The following is a 17,020-nucleotide window of genomic DNA, read 5'->3' as shown; positions in this document are numbered from 1 at the left end:
AGTTAAAGAGTAAATAATGGCTATAGAAAAATTACCACCTCAACTGGCTAACCAAATAGCGGCAGGTGAAGTTGTTGAACGGCCTGCTTCTGTTATCAAGGAGTTGGTCGAAAACAGTTTAGATGCAGGTGCAACCCGAGTCGATATTGAAATAGACAAAGGTGGCAGCAAACTGATCCGTATTCGAGATAATGGTTTTGGGATCCCTAAGCAAGATTTGAGCTTAGCGTTATCTCGTCATGCGACCTCAAAGCTTAAGTCTCTAGATGATTTAGAAGCCATTATGAGCTTTGGATTTCGCGGTGAAGCGTTAGCCAGTATCAGCTCTGTTTCGCGCCTAACGTTAACGTCCAGAACTGAAACCCAAGCTGAAGCGTGGCAGGCGAAAGCCGAAGGCACCGAGATGGCGGTACAAATACTGCCAGCTGCTCATCCCGTGGGAACCACTATCGAGGCCGTTGACCTGTTTTTTAACACGCCTGCGCGCCGTCGTTTTTTAAAAAGTGATAAAACTGAGTTTACCCATATCGATGAGTGGCTAAAGCGCATTGCTTTAGCCAGAAGAGATATCCACTTTACCCTTAAACATAATGGTAAAAGTGTGCGTAATTATCGACCTGCAATGACCGAAATCCAATATTTACAGCGTTTGGCTCAAGTGTGCGGTAAAGCATTTTCAGAAACCTGCTTACATATAAACTGTAATCATAATGACCTTACGTTAAGCGGTTATTTGCAAGCGCCTGGAGCTGCCAGTGGCTATTGTGAAACGCAGTACTTTTATGTCAATGGTCGATTGGTAAAAGATAGATTAGTCAATCATGCCGTTAGGCAGGCATTCTCTGAATATGCAGCAGGTGTTTCTCCGGGCTATGTGTTGATGCTCGAGTTAGACCCTCATCAAGTTGACGTCAACGTTCATCCCGCTAAGCATGAAGTGCGTTTTCATCAGAGCCGTTATGTACATGATTATATCTTGCAAGCTCTGCAATCTGCTATGGCGCAGTCATCTGAGTTGGGGCTTGAGGCGCAAGCTGAACCTACAGATGAAAGCGGAGCAATTTTTGAACCTAACAGTGCAAATAGTTATGCTTCCTCTACCCGTTATAGTGAGCCAGATACGAAAGCTGCAGCAGTCAATGAACGCCCTTTGACGACAACAGCAACAAGCTATAATCAAGGGCAGTCTAGTTATAGAACACCTTTAAGAGCTGCGACTCAAAGGACTGATGTTGAACTGCCCAGCCAAAGTAGCTTAGAAGCTTATGCTAGTTTGTTGAGCAGCAGTACAACCGATGCAGTACCTGCAAGCGGCAAAGTGGTCAGCAATCCGCATGCTTCGGCAGTGTCGGACGCTAGCGTGAAAATGCCAGCAGTATTGGCTGATAAATATTGGGTCATAGTCGAAGAGGATAGTATTCGCTTACTCAGTATTGCTGATGTGATTAAAGAGACCGCACGGCAACAGATCCAAGCTAAATTGGCACAAGGGTTAGTGGGTCAGCCTTTGCTGATGCCTGTGGCGGTTCCTGTCGATAATATTTGGAATGAAGTCATTGAAACTCGAGAACTATTGCTAAGAAAACTAGGAATTGAGCTATCTATCCGACTCGGGCAGTTGATTATTAAAAAAGTGCCCCCATATCTGAGAGACAGTCAATTGGCTGTTTTGATCCCAGAGTTATTACAATGGATCCGATTTGAGGAGCCGAGCGATGATGCATTAGTTCATTGGCTCGCGACACAAGCTTCAAGTCGTTTTACTGCCAGCGCCGAGGCGTGGTTAGCATTTAATGCATTAGATACTAGCGCAAAAAGTGCTCTTTATAAGCAAAGCCAAGAACTTCCTTGGCTGCAATGGATGAAAGAATCTCAGAGTGACAGATAAGAAAAAACATAAAATAATCACCTTAATGGGACCAACAGCATCAGGTAAAACTGCGTTGGCTATTGAGCTGGTTAAAAATTATGACTGCGAAATTATTTCCGTGGACTCAGCATTGATCTACCAACAAATGGACGTTGGCAGTGCTAAGCCGGATGCCGCAGAGCTTGCTGTTGCTCCTCATCATCTGATTGATATTATTGACCCTGCAGAAAGCTACTCTGCAGCAGACTTTAGAAAAGACGCATTGCTCAAAATAGAAGATATCATCAGCCGTGGTAAGACCCCGTTACTGGTGGGTGGCACTATGATGTATTTTAAAGCTTTGATAGAAGGATTATCACCTCTTCCTGGTGCCAATGAAGAGATTCGAGCGCAAATAGCGGCTGAAGCACAAGCGGATGGCTGGCAAGCTCTGCATGATCAATTGAAAGAGATTGATCCCGTTGCGGCAGCGCGTATTCATCCAAATGATCCCCAGCGATTAGCCAGAGCATTAGAGGTTTTTCGGATCAGCGGCAAGTCTTTAACTGAGTTAACGAAAGTAAAGTCAGAGGTATTCCCTTACGAGGCGATTCAATTTGCGATTGCACCTAACGACAGAAAGGTGTTACATAAAGCAATAGAAACTCGTTTTAAGGCTATGTTAGGTCTAGGGTTTGTTGAAGAAGTTGAAAAATTAAAGTCACGTGATGACTTACATTTAGAACTGCCCTCTATGCGCTGCGTAGGCTATCGACAATGTTGGCAGTATTTAGATGGTGAATATGACTATGAAACTATGGTTGAAAAAGCTATTGTGGCTACTAGGCAATTAGCAAAACGTCAATTAACATGGTTGCGTGGTTGGCCAGACTTAATTTGGCTTGAAAGCGGTGCTGAAAATAATCTTGATACAGTATTGCGATATAGTCGCTAGCTAATTGGCGATAGCTGTATAATACTAAAACCAAAGAATAAAGTTTTCTAGTATTAGAATTACTATTGATATTACATAAAAAAGGAAATTAGAAAATGGCAAAGGGGCAATCTTTACAAGACCCGTTTTTGAACGCATTGCGTCGTGAACGCGTTCCAGTATCTATTTATCTTGTTAACGGCATTAAGTTACAAGGACAAGTTGAGTCTTTTGATCAGTTTGTAATTTTGCTTAAAAATACAGTAAGCCAGATGGTTTACAAGCATGCCATTTCTACAGTGGTGCCATCACGCCCATTTAACGTAAGTAACCACCAGGCGACAAATGCACAAGCTGGTTATAACGCGCAGCATGACGAAAGTGATGAGAAGTAATTTTTTGAGGAGATTGCTTTTTGTTTGATCGTTATGAGGCAGGAGAACGAGCGGTACTTGTCCATATCGACTTCTCTGATGAAGATAACCGAGAAGACCTAGTAGAGCTTAAACTTTTAGTTGAATCTGCTGGTGCTCAATCAATCGGTGTCATTACAGGAAGTCGTCGGGCACCGGACCGTAAATTTTTTGTCGGTTCGGGTAAAGCTGAAGAATTAGCTGCGATGGTTGCGGCAACAGAAGCCAATGTAGTGATATTTAACCACGCATTGAGCCCAGCTCAAGAGCGTAATGTTGAGCATTTGTGTGAATGTCGAGTGCTCGACAGAACAGCATTGATTTTAGATATTTTTGCTCAGAGAGCGAGAACCTATGAAGGCAAGTTACAAGTGGAGCTAGCGCAACTGCGCCACATGTCTACACGTCTTATCAGAGGTTGGACGCATCTTGAAAGGCAAAAGGGTGGTATTGGCCTTCGTGGGCCTGGTGAAACCCAGCTTGAAACTGATAGGCGTTTATTGAGAGGGCGAATTCGCACAATTAATAAGCGTTTAGCAAAAGTTGATAAACAGCGTGATCAAAGTCGTAGAGCCAGACAGCGAAGTGATATGTCGACGGTTTCTTTAGTCGGGTACACAAATGCTGGTAAATCGACACTATTTAATGCATTAACAGCGTCAGATGTTTACGCTGCTGATCAGCTCTTTGCTACGTTAGATCCAACATTGCGAAAACTGGAACTGCCAGATGGTCATATTGTCTTGGCGGATACAGTTGGGTTTATTAGGCATTTGCCTCATGACCTTGTTGCTGCATTTAAAGCGACATTGCAGGAAACACGACAAGCAGATTTGTTATTGCATGTTGTCGATAGCGCAGATGAAAATATGGCTGATAATTTTGAGCAGGTACAAAGCGTGCTCAAAGAGATCGATGCCGACGAAATTCCTCAGTTGATTATATGTAATAAAATCGATCTGCTGGATGAGGTGAAACCTCGCATTGATTATGATGATGAAGGTAAGCCAATCAGAGTCTGGGTATCTGCCCAGCAGCAAAAAGGCTTGGAACTAGTTCAAGAAGCGATCAACGATTTAGTTGGTAAAGCTGTCAAAGAACTAGCCTTGCAAATCCCCGCTTCGGCAGGGCATTATCTCGGCCAGTTTTATAAACTGGATGTAATACAGCAGAAAGAATATGACGATCTGGGGAACTGTATGATCTCTGTTCGCCTGTTAGAGGCCGATTGGCGTCGACTGGTAAAGCAGAGCCTTGGTGAAATAGAAACTTTTATCGTCGATGATGTCGCCGTATAAATAGTAATTTTAGTAATCTCGTTTATTTCATACACTATGGAGTACTAAATGGCTTGGAACGAGCCCGGTAACAAGGGTCAAGACCCTTGGGGAAAGAAAGGTGGTAACGATAAGGGACCACCAGATCTAGATGAAGTTTTTCGTAACCTTTCTAAACGCTTTGGCGGAAAAGGCAATGGTTCAGGCAATGGCATAAGTTCAATGAGCTTAGTGATTGTTTTGGCTATTGCTGTTGTGGTTTGGGGGCTATCTGGCTTCTACACTGTTAAAGAAGCCGAGAAAGGTGTTGAGTTGCGTTTTGGTGGCTATATTGGAGAAGTTGATCCAGGCCTTCAATGGAAAGCAACCTTCATTGATGAAGTTACTCCAGTGAACGTGCAAACGGTTCGCTCGATCCCTGCTTCTGGTAGCATGCTAACGGCTGATGAAAATGTGGTCTTAGTTCAGCTAGACGTACAATTTCGTGTCAACAATGCCAAGAACTATCTTTACAGCGTAGTTGACGCTGATGCTAGTTTACGTGAAGCCACTGACAGTGCATTGCGCTATGTGATCGGTCACAACACCATGGACGATATTTTGACTACAGGTCGAGATAAGATCCGTCGTGATACGTGGAATGAAATCGAACGTATTATCGAACCTTATAAACTAGGTATCGTGATTGTTGACGTTAACTTCTTGCCTGCTCGCCCACCAGAAGAGGTTAAAGATGCCTTTGATGACGCGATTGCTGCTCAAGAAGATGAACAACGCTTTATCCGTGAAGCTGAAGCATACTCTCGTCAGTTAGAGCCTAAGGTTCGTGGTACTGTACAAAGAATGGATCAACAAGCTAAAGCTTATAAGCAAAGAGTCACGCTTGAAGCGCAAGGTAAAGTTGCCCGCTTTGAACAGTTGCTTCCTGAATATCAGGCAGCCCCAGATGTTACTCGTGAACGTATGTATTTTGATACGATGCAAGAAGTAATGAGTGGGACTAGCAAGGTGCTTATTGATGCTAAAAATAGCGGCAACTTAATGTATTTACCACTCGATAAGTTGATGCAAAATAGCCAGTCAAATAAGTCTGTTAGCACTAAAAGTAAACCCGCACAGCCTATAATGTCGGTCAACAGCACGACAAATAATAGCAGCATGCCTCTTGATGGTCGTCCATCAAGAGGTGATCGTACGGGGAGGAATTAAGTATGGGTAAATTTACTGCGGTAATAGCAGCTGTACTTGTTGCAATCATTTTGTCATCACTTTTAGTCGTTAATGAAGGCGAGAGAGCTATTGTTTCTCGTTTTGGTAAAGTCCTAAAAGATGACGGTGTTACACGCGTTTACACGCCTGGCTTACACATTAAGATTCCTGGCCTTGATAAAATCAAGTTCATGGATTCTCGTGTACAGACTTTAGATGGCGCAGCAGATCGCTTTGTAACTTCAGAGAAGAAAGATCTTATGGTCGATTCTTATGTGAAGTGGCGTATCTTAGATTTTGAACGTTACTACTTGTCAACCAATGGTGGTATTAAGGCCAATGCTGAAAGCTTGCTACAACGCAAGATCAACAACGACCTTCGTACTGAGTTTGGTCGCCGTACGATTAAAGAGATCGTTTCGGGTAGTCGTGATGAACTGCAATCTGACGCACTTGAAAATGCTTCTGAGAGTGCTGCAGACTTAGGTATCGAAGTTGTTGACGTTCGTGTTAAGCAGATAAACTTGCCCGCAAACGTTAGTACTAGTATTTACCAGCGTATGCGTGCTGAGCGTCAAGCTGTTGCTAAAGAGCATCGCGCTCAAGGGCAAGAGCAAGCTGAAATCATTCGCGCTAAGACAGATGCTAGTGTGACCATTCAAACAGCTGAAGCGCAGCGTAAAGCATTAACCATTCGTGGTGAAGGCGATGCAGAAGCCGCTAAGATTTATGCAGACGCTTATACTAAAGACCCTGAGTTCTTTAGCTTTATGCGTAGTTTAGATGCTTATAGATCGAGCTTTGACGGTGATCGTGATGTCATGGTACTTGAGCCAGACAGTGAGTTCTTTAGATATATGAAGAGTTCTACTGGTAAATAACCTCTATCACTTGAGCAATAAAAGGCCTAACATCTGTTAGGCCTTTTTTATGCTTGAATGATTTAATTTTTAAGCTGGATTTTTATTCCTACCAATTCAGTCAACTATTCTGCTGTATCCACAATAACATTACTTTAAAATACATAAGTAACTAATTTAGAACAATATAATCAAAATGCATTTTCATGTTATTTTAAGTTAATTAGTAGAAAATGTTAGTTGAGATGCTTTCTTTTTGTGCAGAATCGGCACTAAAAGCAACATAGTTAACTTTGTTGTGTGTTTTAACTATGATCTGGTTCTAATTTTTGGCTATAATGAGCCCCGCCTCAAATTTAGATTTTTATTCTCTGACTTAGGTCAGAATTTAAGAAACTTAATAAAACAAAAATTCCAACACTCTCTGGAGACAAGTGGATGAGCAATGCGCCAGTCGATACCGGACGTCGCAGATTTCTGACCGCAGCAACCGCCGTAGTAGGTGGTGCTGGTGCCGCTGCTGTAGCGGTTCCGTTTATAAAGTCATGGAATCCGAGTGCCAAAGCGAAAGCAGCAGGTGCGCCGGTTGAAGTAAACATAAGTAAAGTCGAGCCAGGTCAACTTATTCGAGTTGAATGGCGTGGTAAACCTGTATGGGTTGTTCGTCGTACACAGGAGATCTTAGACGGTCTACCTACTATTGACGCTCAGCTTCGCGATCCAGACTCTGTTGAACCACAGCAGCCTGTATACGCACAAAACCCAGGGCGTTCAATTAAGGCAGAGTATTTCATAGCCGTTGGCTTATGTACTCACCTAGGTTGTTCTCCAACTTACTTGCCTGACACGTTTGGCGAGCAAGTAGAGGGTGTTGCTTCAGGGTTCTTCTGTCCTTGTCACGGTTCTAAGTTTGATATGGCTGGTCGCGTATTCCAAGGTGTACCTGCGCCATTGAACTTAGTTATCCCTCCACATCAGTATATTGATGATGGCACCGTGATTATCGGTGTTGATAAAGGAGCTGCGTAATGGTTAAGAATATCATTGATTGGATTGATGCACGCATCCCGATGACCGCGACGTATAACCGTCATGTAGGTCAATATGCGACACCAACCAACTTTAACTTTTGGTACTTTTTTGGCTCACTAGCCATGCTTGTGCTTGTTAACCAACTGCTTACAGGTATTTGGTTAACAATGAACTATGTACCAACTGCAGAAGGTGCGTTCGCTTCAATTGAATACATCATGCGTGATGTTGAGTATGGTTGGTTGCTGCGATATATGCACTCCACCGGTGCTTCGGCCTTCTTTGTGGTGATCTATCTGCACATGTTCCGTGGACTTATCTACGGTTCATACCAGAAGCCTAGAGAACTACTATGGCTATTCGGTATGCTTATCTTCCTGGTGTTGATGGCTGAAGCATTTATGGGTTACTTGCTACCTTGGGGACAGATGTCTTACTGGGGTGCACAAGTAATTATCTCATTGTTCGGTGCTATCCCTGTTATTGGTGATGACCTAACATTGTGGATCCGTGGTGACTTTGTTGTCTCCGGCGCGACCTTGAACCGTTTCTTCGCATTGCATGTTATCGCGCTACCGTTAGTACTTGTCGTGTTGGTGTTCTTACATCTTATTGCACTGCATGAAGTGGGTTCAAACAACCCTGATGGTATCGAGATTAAGAAGAACAAAGATGAGAATGGCTGGCCAAAAGATGGTATCCCATTCCACCCTTACTACACAGTTAAAGATATCATGGGCGTTGCTGGCTTCTTGATTGTCTTCTGTTATGTATTGTTCTTTATGCCTGAAGGTGGTGGTTACTTCCTTGAGAAGCCAAACTTTGAAGCGGCTAACCCAATGAAGACTCCAGAGCATATTGCGCCAGTTTGGTACTTCACACCTTTCTATGCAATTTTGCGTGCGATTCCAGATAAGTTAATGGGTGTTATCGGCATGGGCTTAGCCATTGCTGTACTGTTTATCTTACCTTGGTTAGATCGCTGTAGTGTTAAGTCAATTCGCTACCGTAGCATGATCCACAAACTGAATATTAGCCAGTTTGCAGTTTCATTCGTCGTGTTGGGCTACTTGGGTGCAGTTCCTGCTACTCCAGCTCTTACGATTGCGGCGCGTATCTTCACGGTGACTTATTTCGGTTTCTTCTTACTACTGTGGATTTATAGTAAGAATGAGAAGACTAAGCCAGTACCTGAGAGGTTGACACACTAATGAAAAAACTATTGATTGCATTAGTAGCGTTGGTTCCAACTTTGGCAATGGCTTCAGGCGGCGGTGCCCACCTTGAAAGTGCTAACATTGACCTAAATGACCAAGAGTCGCTGCAACGTGGTTTGGATCACTTCCAAAATAACTGTGCCGGTTGTCATAGCACTCAGTATCAACGTTATGAACGTGTAGCGACTGATTTAGGCATTTCGCTAGACGATATGCGTGCTAACTATATACATGGCGATGCTAAAATCGGCGAGCTGATGGAGAACTCAATTCCTGAAGCTGATGCCGCTAAGTGGTTTGGTGCAACGCCACCAGACTTAACTTTGGTTGCCCGTGTTCGTGGTGAAGATTGGATTTATACATACCTTAAGGGTTTCTATAAAGATGAATCTCGTCCTTTTGGTGTGAACAATACAGTTTTCCCATCTGTTGGTATGCCTCATGTTCTACAAGAACTTCAAGGTTTATCAGTTAAACAGGATGACGGCACTTTAGTTGCAACTGGCGGTACCCTAACTGCAGAAGAGTATGACCAATATGTCCGTGATATCACTGGCTACTTGGTTTACGCTGGCGACCCTGTAAAACTTGAGCGTGAAAGCTTAGGTTGGTGGGTGATGGGCTTCCTATTTATTTTCTTTATTGTGGCCTACCTCTTAAAGAAAGAATACTGGAAAGATGTACACTAAGCCCTATTAAAGGGTAGAATGTATTATCCGCATATTGTAAACGGGGAGCTCTGCTCCTCGTTTGCTTTTGCATTTTTGCTTTTTGAATTGTGAATCCCGGAGGGTATCAATGGCTGTTGCTGCCAACAAACGCTCAATCATGACCCTGTATTCAGGCGCAGATGACCTTTATAGTCATCAGGTACGTATCGTTCTTGCTGAAAAAGGCGTAACGGTTGACGTATTGCAGGTTGATCCAGATGAGATCCCTGAAGACTTGATCGAGCTAAACCCGTACAACACTGTACCTACATTGGTTGACAGAGAATTAGTACTGTATAACTCTCGCATTATTATGGAATATTTAGATGAGCGTTTTCCTCATCCTCCACTAATGCCTGTTTATCCGGTTTCACGTGGCCAAACTCGTCTTTGGATGCACCGCATCGAAGAAGATTGGTATGCACTTGTAGAGCGCATTAGAAAAGGCGATCGTGCTGAAGCAGCTCGTAAAGAGTTGACAGAAAGCTTAACCGCTATCGCACCTATCTTCGGTGAAGTGCCTTACTTTATGAGTGAAGAGTTCGGTTTAGCCGATTGCTACTTAGGCCCATTATTATGGCGTCTACCAGTATTGGGTATCGAGCTCGATAACCGTGCTGCAAAAGATATTAAAGCCTACATGACTCGCCTGTTTGACCGCGAATCATTTAAAGCTTCTTTGACAGAGACTGAGCGCGAAATGCGCATGGGTATCTAATGAAAGAGTTAACCCCGAATCGTCCATATTTGTTAAGGGCTTATTATGACTGGTTGATGGATAACCAGTTAACGCCCCATGTTGTTGTTGATGCTTATGTGCCTGGCACTCAAGTTCCACAGCAGTATGTTAAAGATGGTCAGATTGTACTTAATATTACCGAAAGTGCTGTAGGCGGACTACAGATCACTAATGAGTTTATTGAGTTCAGTGCACGTTTTGGCGGTGTACCTCAGCAGGTTTTGTTGCCTATGGCTGCAATTGTCGCTATCTATGCCAGAGAAAATGGCGCCGGTACAGTCTTTGATGTTGAAGAGGCGTACCAATTAGAAGAAACTGAAGAAGCGGGGCTTTCTGTAGTAGAAGAACCTGTTGTTGAAGTGAGCGAGCCTGAAGAGATCAAAGAAGAGGTTAAGGAACCTAAACGCCGAGGTCATTTGACCTTAGTTAAATAGGTTGTAACCAGACAGAAAAGCCAGTCATTTGACTGGCTTTTTTATTGGAAAAATTTACTGAAAAGCTAGAGTGCGGTGAAGATGTGTTAACTCTGTGATAGCATCTGCGCCCAACTACACTATTACTCAGTGGCATCAAAGGCGAGCTTCTCGAGCTTTGACATTAAATGGCGCTAAAGAAGAACAGGTTTACGGCATCGCTATGATCTTAATGATCGATAACTACGACTCTTTTACTTATAACTTGGTGCAATATTTTCAGCAATTGCAGCAAAGTATTATCGTTAAGCGAAATGATGAGCTTACCCTTGCAGATATTGAGTCTATTAACCCAACTCATATAGTGATCTCCCCCGGTCCATGTACACCAAATGAAGCAGGACTATCGCTAAAGGTCATACAAGAATTTGCTGGCAAACTCCCTATTCTAGGGGTTTGTTTAGGGCACCAAGCCATAGCACAAGTTTTTGGTTCTGAAGTCGTAAAGGCTAAAAGAGTGATGCACGGCAAAACCAGTAAAATCGTCCATAACGGAATAGGTCTTTTCGACGGCCTTAATAATCCATTAACGGTTACCCGTTATCACTCGTTATTGATTGATGAAGTTCCCGCAGGTTTTAGCTTGGATGCTTGGTATGACGATCCAATTCATGGCCGTGAGATAATGGCGATGAGTTGTGCCGCTAGTAAAATTTACTCTGTGCAGTTCCACCCAGAATCTATTTTGACTGAGCAAGGCCATAACTTGTTAGCCAATTTTATAGATATCACCTAATAGCAATCAATATGTGAATTTGCTCTACTCTGAGTGTTTTTGACAAATTAATTTAAGGCGGGTAAATGACCTAATGGTGGTACCGTTATACGTTTACTCAACACTGAAGTAATAAGCCAGAAATAAGAAACATTGCTTAAGGCGACTTTAGCGGCTGTGATATTGCGTTAATGAACTTGAGCGACGAAATGCAATGTTATTCACTCAAAGCCTCTCTTTAAACAGCTAAACTCTCGTCGAGCGAGCAAATCTTTATACTGATGGGGATAAATTGCTACTATCTGTTACAAAGTTTACTCAATTTTAGACAAGTCCCTTTAAGAAAGTGTGGTATAAAAGTCCGCAAAAATACCAATAATAAAAGGGATGGATAATGAAGGACGTCATTCGTCATATCGGATTGAGTGCGCTAACAGTCGCTATTTTAGCGGGTTGCGCTTCGACAACGACTACAGATGCACCAGTAGTAGAAAAGAATCTCTCAACAAATGTTGTAGCTTTATCTGCACCGCCACAAGTAGACCAAGCGCTTACACTAAACCAAATCATGGCTAATCCTGATTGGATGGGCTTACAAGCAAAGGGCGCATATTGGAGTGACGATGGTCAGTCCATCTATTTTGCTCGCCAAGCTCACGGTTCACCGACTCGCACTTATTACCAGCAAAGTATTACTGACACCGTTGCAAGTGAACTCGCCCTAAATCAATTACACACAGCAGATCAAGAGTACGGGGTAGTCGATAATAACAAAGCCCGTAAAGCTTATATATACCAAGGTAACTTGTTCGTTAAAGATCTCAGCTCGTCAAAAATTACTCAATTGACCCGTCAAAATACTAAAGTTGATGGTGTGCGTTTTCTTAACAACGGTGATATTGCTTACTGGCAGGGTGACAATATTTTCAAGATAGACCATAACTCTGGTCTGTCTGAGCAGCTAGCAAACATCAAAATGGCAGCAGAGCCAAAAGGTGTGCAAGAGCCAACAAGCTATATCGCTAAACAGCAGCATCGCCTTATTGAGTATGTTGCACTACAGCAAAGTAATGCTAAATCTAAACAGCAGTATAAAGAAGCGTTAGCTAAAGCGGATCCGACTATGTCTGCAAAGACATGGTATTTGGGCGATTCAGAAACGGTGACAGAGCTGAGTTTATCACCAGATGGACGCTATGTTTTGTTGTCACTGCGAGACAAAGATTATAGCTGGCGCGGTGAACATGACATTATGCCTAATTACTTAGGTAAGGATGGTTATGTGGATGCTGTGCCTGCTCGAGCTCGCGTAGCGGAAGATACACCACCTGGTGAACGTCTAGTACTGCTCGACTTACAAACTCATAGCAAAAAAGATATCACCATCGAAGGCCTTATTGGTTTTGATGAAGATGTGCTTGCAAGTGTGAAAGCTGAAAACGCCAAAGCAAAAGGCGAAAGCTATAACAGTGAAAAGTCAGCTCGTAAGATCCAACGCATTCAAGATTGGGGCTGGTCACAAAGCGCTATGCAATGGAGTGAATCTGGCGACAAACTCGCGGTAATGCTTGAAGCTGTGGACAATAAAGATCGTTGGATAGCGACAGTTGATCTTACTAAAGGCAAGTTAAATACAGAGCACCGTTTACATGATGATGCGTGGATTAACTACAACTTTAATCAATACGGTTGGTTACCTGATAGCGATAGCCTTTACTACCTTTCTGAGGAAACTGGCTACTCACATTTGTACTTAAAAGCCAGTGGTGAAAAAGCGCGTGCTTTGACTCAAGGCCAATATGTGGTGAGTGATATTACCCTAGGCCCTAAAGCGCAGTTTATCTACTATAAAGCTAATAAGAGCCATCCAGGTATTGATAATGTTTATCGAGTAGAGATTGCTAGCGGTAAAGATGAGCAGTTGACTCAATGGCAAGGTCAGCTTGATTATAGTTTGAGTCCAGATGGCAAACAGTTACTCCTCAATGCCTCTACTCGCACAAGACCTGCTGAGCTATTTGTGCAGCCACTTGGTGGCGAGATGAAGCAGCTAACTGACTATACCAGCGATGCATTTAAAAATTACGCTTGGCAAGCACCAGAGGTTGTTGCTGTACCGTCAACGCATGGTGCAGGTGAAGTGTATGCACGGGTTTATTTGCCACAAGGATATAGCAAAGACAACGCTGACAAGTATCCAGCGGTTATTTTTAACCACGGTGCAGGTTACTTGCAAAATGCTCACTACGGCTTCTCAGGCTACTTTAGAGAGTTCATGTTCCATAACTTACTAGCGCAGCAGGGGTACGTGGTGATGGATATGGATTACCGTGGCTCAAAAGGCTATGGCCGTGATTGGCGAACCGCAGTGTATCGTCAAATGGGGACACCTGAGGTTGAAGACCTTAAAGATGGCGTCAGTTGGATGGCGGCAAATGCCAATGTTGATGCGGGCAAAGTAGGGACTTACGGCGGTTCATATGGTGGGTTCTTAACATTTATGGCGCTATTTAATGAGCCTGAACTGTTCCAAGCGGGTGCGGCACTGCGTCCGGTAACAGATTGGGCACATTACAATGCACCTTACACCTCTAATATTTTGAATACCCCAGATGTTGACCCCATTGCGTATGAGCGTAGCTCACCAATAGAGCACGCTGAAGGTTTACAAAAACCATTGCTGATCATGAGCGGTGTTTTAGATGACAACGTATTTTTTCAAGACAGTGTGCGTCTAGTACAACGTTTGATTGAACTTGAAAAGCCTATGTTTGAAACGGCTATCTATCCTGTTGAGCCACATGGTTTCCGTCAACCATCAAGCTGGTTAGATGAATATCGCCGTATACACAAGCTTTTCGAGCAAGAACTTAAGTAAGTTTGCGCGAGTTAAAACAAAAAAGGCTCCCAATTGGGAGCCTTTTTTATGATGATAGATATTAAATCATTTAGCCTTGAGAGCTGGTGTCATTGCGACGAGTGCGGCGCTGGCCTGATAATGGTGCTGAGCCCGGCTTGCTTGATCTAGCATGCCTTGGATTTTTATCATTTGGCTTATGACCACGGGCGGCTTCTCCGCTACGTTGGCCATCTTTATGCTCAACCTTGCCTGCACCATCTTGTTGGCTGCGGTTTTGGCCTTGACGATTAGCTGGCTTGCCACCTGAATTAGAACGCTTTTGGTTCGAGCCGCGAGCGTTGCTATTACGCGGACCTTTGTTTTGTCCGTGAGTTTTACGGGTTAAATCTGTCTCTGGCAGGTTATGACTTGGCTCAAAACCTTCAATCACTCTGCGCTCTAGATTTTGCTTGATAAGCAGTTCGATATCGCGAAGCAGTTTAATCTCTTCATCGCTTACCAGTGATACGGCTTGCCCTGTTGCGCCAGCTCGACCTGTACGGCCGATACGATGCACGTAATCCTCAGGCACGTTTGGTAGGTCGAAGTTAACCACTTGCGGTAACTGGTCAATATCAAGACCACGTGCCGCAATATCGGTGGCAACTAATACGCGAACATCGCCACTCTTAAATTCTGCTAACGCTTTTGTGCGTGCGCCTTGGCTCTTATTGCCGTGGATAGCTGCAGCGGTAATTCCTTTTGCGTCGAGGCTTTTAGCAAGACGGTTAGCGCCGTGCTTAGTTCGGCTAAAGACAAGCACTTGCTGCCAATCGTGCTGCTTGATTAACTTGACCAATACTGCGGCTTTCTGACCTTTATCGACCGGGCATATCCACTGCTTAACGGTGTTGGCTGTGGCGTTGCGCGGCGTTACTGATATCTCTACCGGGTTATTAACTAAACCTTTTGCTAACTTACGGATATCATCAGAGAAGGTCGCAGAGAACATTAAGTTCTGGCGCTTAGCGGGTAGCACGGCAAGGATCTTCTTAATGTCGTGGATAAAGCCCATATCTAGCATACGGTCAGCTTCATCTAGCACAAGCACTTCAAGCTGGCTAAAGTTAACAGCGCGTTGATTATAAAGATCGAGTAAACGCCCTGGGGTCGCAACCAGAATATCAACGCCGCGGCTGAGTTTAGAAATTTGTGGACCAATACCTACACCGCCGAATATGACCGCTGATTTCAAAGGTAAGTTTTTACCATAAACCTCAACGCTTTCGCCCACTTGAGCTGCAAGCTCTCGGGTTGGTGTGAGCACTAATGCTCTGACTTGTTTTGCTGGTGCTTTGTTGCCTTTTGAAAGTAGCTCTAATAGCGGCAGTGTGAAACCGGCAGTTTTACCCGTACCAGTTTGTGCCGCAGCCATGACGTCTTTGCCTTCAAGTACCGCTGGGATCGCTTGCGCTTGAATTGGAGAAGGAGTGTCATAGCCTTTATTGGCAACAGCTTTCAAAATTTGGGCTGATAAGCCCAGTGACGCAAAACTCATAGATTGGTCTCATTTCGGCCAGCCAAGCTGGCGTAAAGCGCGCTGACTGCAGTTATAGGGGAGCCAGCATGTGCTAGCGGGCGTGCAGCTTACAGGATCTGCTTAAAAAGCGCCATTTAATAAACGATAGCAGCATACTATTCATCATTGATCAGTATGGCAGTGCTAGGTGGGTATTGAATGATTGTTTATCGTCTAAGGGCTGAAGATAGTAAGCAAATAGCACTTATTTGAAAAAAATCTTTTATTTGTGTGATTTTTAGTCATTTAAAAGATGTTGTTTCGAAGCTGCACGTGTTAATCTCGCGCCCCTGAAAGATTATCTACCGACCTCAACCCAAATTTAGCCGATGTTTTTGCTATTTAAGGCGCACGTCTTGCAACAAGCCATTACTAATTATCATCAAGATGATGAACAACATTGGGTTGCAGAACTAGCTTGTGGTCATCATCAGCACGTACGCCACCGTCCTCCTTGGGAACGGCGTGACTGGGTAACAAGTATTAGTGGTAGAAAATCGATGCTTGGCTACATGCTGTATTGCAAGCTGTGTAAGCTCGAGATGATAGATAGTCGCGGTGGTAGCGACTAGTTGTAATCACTCGTCACTGAGCTGATTTACGACTATGATTTATTTTTAGCGTTAACTCGCTAACAGGATATTAAAAGTAATAGCTAAGTAAAGACTGTAGCTGTTACTCATTGATTGAGCTTGAACATCTAAATGTCGGGCTCAAAGTATTACGATTATTGTTAGGAAAATAAGTAACATGACACAAACAAAGAAGTATGATTTTCGCATTGTTCAAGATAAAGAAACTTGGACTGGCCAGATCACTCGCCGCCAATCAGCTAGAAAAATCGTTGTTTCAAAAACCCAAAAAGGTTTTGCAACAGAAGCTGAAGCAACTGCATGGGGCGAGACTGAGCTTAAATCATTCTTAGAGAATCTTGTTAAGCGCAACGAACGCAAAGCGAAGGCACGTGAAGAGCGTAACAAAGCTGCGGATGAGAAAGAGTCAGCAGCAGATGCATGGCGCAGTGCTCGCGATGAAAAAGCGGATTCAAACAATGATTTTGATGATGAAAACCTCGATTATGGTTCTGACGCTGAACGTTAATTGAGATGACTAGTCGCTAATCGCGACCAGTTTAAAAGTAAACCGTGCAGAGCTTAGCTTGCACGGTTTTTTT

General features: G+C 43.6%; 16 protein-coding genes. 15 read left to right on the top strand and 1 reads right to left on the bottom strand.

Annotated elements, in window-relative coordinates:
- The first annotated feature begins 16 nt into the window (after positions 1-16).
- The 13 genes from mutL to K5R16_RS05500 all read left to right on the top strand — a co-directional run bounded on the left by mutL (position 17) and on the right by K5R16_RS05500 (position 14,306).
- The gene (gene mutL / locus K5R16_RS05560; RefSeq protein WP_220736553.1) at positions 17-1,888 is read left to right on the top strand and encodes a DNA mismatch repair endonuclease MutL; all 1,872 of its coding nucleotides are present in this window, start codon (positions 17-19) and stop codon (positions 1,886-1,888) included.
- A complete protein-coding gene (gene miaA, locus K5R16_RS05555; protein WP_220736552.1) occupies positions 1,878-2,804 on the top strand; it encodes a tRNA (adenosine(37)-N6)-dimethylallyltransferase MiaA in 927 nt (308 codons plus the stop codon). Before mutL ends, miaA begins: the two co-directional genes overlap by 11 nt.
- A 95-nt stretch (positions 2,805-2,899) precedes the next feature.
- On the top strand, positions 2,900-3,178 hold the full coding sequence (gene hfq, locus K5R16_RS05550) for an RNA chaperone Hfq (protein WP_202286414.1): 279 nt from the start codon (positions 2,900-2,902) through the stop codon (positions 3,176-3,178).
- A gap of 20 nt (positions 3,179-3,198) precedes the next feature.
- A complete protein-coding gene (gene hflX, locus K5R16_RS05545) occupies positions 3,199-4,494 on the top strand; it encodes a ribosome rescue GTPase HflX (protein ID WP_220736551.1) in 1,296 nt (431 codons plus the stop codon).
- Positions 4,495-4,542: 48 nt separating this feature from the next.
- The gene (gene hflK, locus K5R16_RS05540) at positions 4,543-5,682 is read left to right on the top strand and encodes an FtsH protease activity modulator HflK (protein WP_220736550.1); all 1,140 of its coding nucleotides are present in this window, start codon (positions 4,543-4,545) and stop codon (positions 5,680-5,682) included.
- A 2-nt stretch (positions 5,683-5,684) separates the two neighbouring features.
- The gene (hflC, locus tag K5R16_RS05535) at positions 5,685-6,563 is read left to right on the top strand and encodes a protease modulator HflC (protein ID WP_220736549.1); all 879 of its coding nucleotides are present in this window, start codon (positions 5,685-5,687) and stop codon (positions 6,561-6,563) included.
- 417 nt (positions 6,564-6,980) lie between these two features.
- Entirely contained in the window at positions 6,981-7,571 is a 591-nt protein-coding gene (gene petA / locus K5R16_RS05530) for a ubiquinol-cytochrome c reductase iron-sulfur subunit (RefSeq protein ID WP_020910985.1), read from the top strand.
- Positions 7,571-8,785: a cytochrome bc complex cytochrome b subunit gene (locus tag K5R16_RS05525; protein WP_220736548.1), complete on the top strand. Its 1,215-nt coding sequence runs from the start codon at positions 7,571-7,573 to the stop codon at positions 8,783-8,785. Before petA ends, K5R16_RS05525 begins: the two co-directional genes overlap by 1 nt.
- Positions 8,785-9,480: a cytochrome c1 gene (locus K5R16_RS05520; RefSeq protein ID WP_220736547.1), complete on the top strand. Its 696-nt coding sequence runs from the start codon at positions 8,785-8,787 to the stop codon at positions 9,478-9,480. The genes K5R16_RS05525 and K5R16_RS05520 overlap by 1 nt, the downstream gene beginning before the upstream one ends.
- Before the next feature lie 109 nt (positions 9,481-9,589).
- Entirely contained in the window at positions 9,590-10,219 is a 630-nt protein-coding gene (gene sspA / locus K5R16_RS05515; RefSeq protein WP_220736546.1) for a stringent starvation protein SspA, read from the top strand.
- Positions 10,219-10,674 carry a ClpXP protease specificity-enhancing factor gene (locus tag K5R16_RS05510; RefSeq protein WP_220736545.1) on the top strand — a complete coding sequence of 152 codons (456 nt, stop codon included), beginning with the start codon at positions 10,219-10,221 and terminating at the stop codon, positions 10,672-10,674. The genes sspA and K5R16_RS05510 overlap by 1 nt, the downstream gene beginning before the upstream one ends.
- Positions 10,675-10,876: 202 nt before the next feature.
- On the top strand, positions 10,877-11,449 hold the full coding sequence (locus K5R16_RS05505; protein WP_220736659.1) for an aminodeoxychorismate/anthranilate synthase component II: 573 nt from the start codon (positions 10,877-10,879) through the stop codon (positions 11,447-11,449).
- A gap of 373 nt (positions 11,450-11,822) precedes the next feature.
- Entirely contained in the window at positions 11,823-14,306 is a 2,484-nt protein-coding gene (locus tag K5R16_RS05500) for a prolyl oligopeptidase family serine peptidase (protein WP_220736544.1), read from the top strand.
- Between the two features lie 70 nt (positions 14,307-14,376).
- Here the strand turns inward: K5R16_RS05500 and K5R16_RS05495 are convergent, their stop codons facing one another.
- Entirely contained in the window at positions 14,377-15,825 is a 1,449-nt protein-coding gene (locus tag K5R16_RS05495) for a DEAD/DEAH box helicase (RefSeq protein ID WP_220736543.1), read from the bottom strand.
- A 377-nt stretch (positions 15,826-16,202) separates the two neighbouring features.
- Between K5R16_RS05495 and K5R16_RS05490 the strand changes: the two genes are divergently transcribed.
- Together K5R16_RS05490 and K5R16_RS05485 are read left to right on the top strand one after the other, a co-directional pair.
- The gene (locus K5R16_RS05490) at positions 16,203-16,418 is read left to right on the top strand and encodes a DUF3565 domain-containing protein (RefSeq protein ID WP_220736542.1); all 216 of its coding nucleotides are present in this window, start codon (positions 16,203-16,205) and stop codon (positions 16,416-16,418) included.
- 178 nt (positions 16,419-16,596) lie between these two features.
- A complete protein-coding gene (locus tag K5R16_RS05485) occupies positions 16,597-16,947 on the top strand; it encodes a DUF3622 domain-containing protein (RefSeq protein WP_220736541.1) in 351 nt (116 codons plus the stop codon).
- Positions 16,948-17,020 lie beyond the last annotated feature (73 nt).

It is taken from the genome of Shewanella sp. c952 (assembly GCF_019654975.1).
In the GTDB taxonomy this organism is placed as follows: Bacteria; Pseudomonadota; Gammaproteobacteria; order Enterobacterales; family Shewanellaceae; genus Shewanella.
Note: the sequence above shows the minus strand (reverse complement) of the source record. Positions and strands in the feature narration are given on the sequence as shown.

Coding starts and splice junctions, on each gene's coding strand:
- mutL (WP_220736553.1), top strand. CDS start 17: ATGGCTATAGAAAAATTACCACCTCAACTGGCTAACCAAATAGCGGCA.
- hfq (WP_202286414.1), top strand. CDS start 2,900: ATGGCAAAGGGGCAATCTTTACAAGACCCGTTTTTGAACGCATTGCGT.
- hflK (WP_220736550.1), top strand. CDS start 4,543: ATGGCTTGGAACGAGCCCGGTAACAAGGGTCAAGACCCTTGGGGAAAG.
- hflC (WP_220736549.1), top strand. CDS start 5,685: ATGGGTAAATTTACTGCGGTAATAGCAGCTGTACTTGTTGCAATCATT.
- petA (WP_020910985.1), top strand. CDS start 6,981: ATGAGCAATGCGCCAGTCGATACCGGACGTCGCAGATTTCTGACCGCA.
- K5R16_RS05525 (WP_220736548.1), top strand. CDS start 7,571: ATGGTTAAGAATATCATTGATTGGATTGATGCACGCATCCCGATGACC.
- K5R16_RS05520 (WP_220736547.1), top strand. CDS start 8,785: ATGAAAAAACTATTGATTGCATTAGTAGCGTTGGTTCCAACTTTGGCA.
- sspA (WP_220736546.1), top strand. CDS start 9,590: ATGGCTGTTGCTGCCAACAAACGCTCAATCATGACCCTGTATTCAGGC.
- K5R16_RS05510 (WP_220736545.1), top strand. CDS start 10,219: ATGAAAGAGTTAACCCCGAATCGTCCATATTTGTTAAGGGCTTATTAT.
- K5R16_RS05505 (WP_220736659.1), top strand. CDS start 10,877: ATGATCTTAATGATCGATAACTACGACTCTTTTACTTATAACTTGGTG.
- K5R16_RS05500 (WP_220736544.1), top strand. CDS start 11,823: ATGAAGGACGTCATTCGTCATATCGGATTGAGTGCGCTAACAGTCGCT.
- K5R16_RS05495 (WP_220736543.1), bottom strand. CDS start 15,825: ATGAGTTTTGCGTCACTGGGCTTATCAGCCCAAATTTTGAAAGCTGTT.
- K5R16_RS05485 (WP_220736541.1), top strand. CDS start 16,597: ATGACACAAACAAAGAAGTATGATTTTCGCATTGTTCAAGATAAAGAA.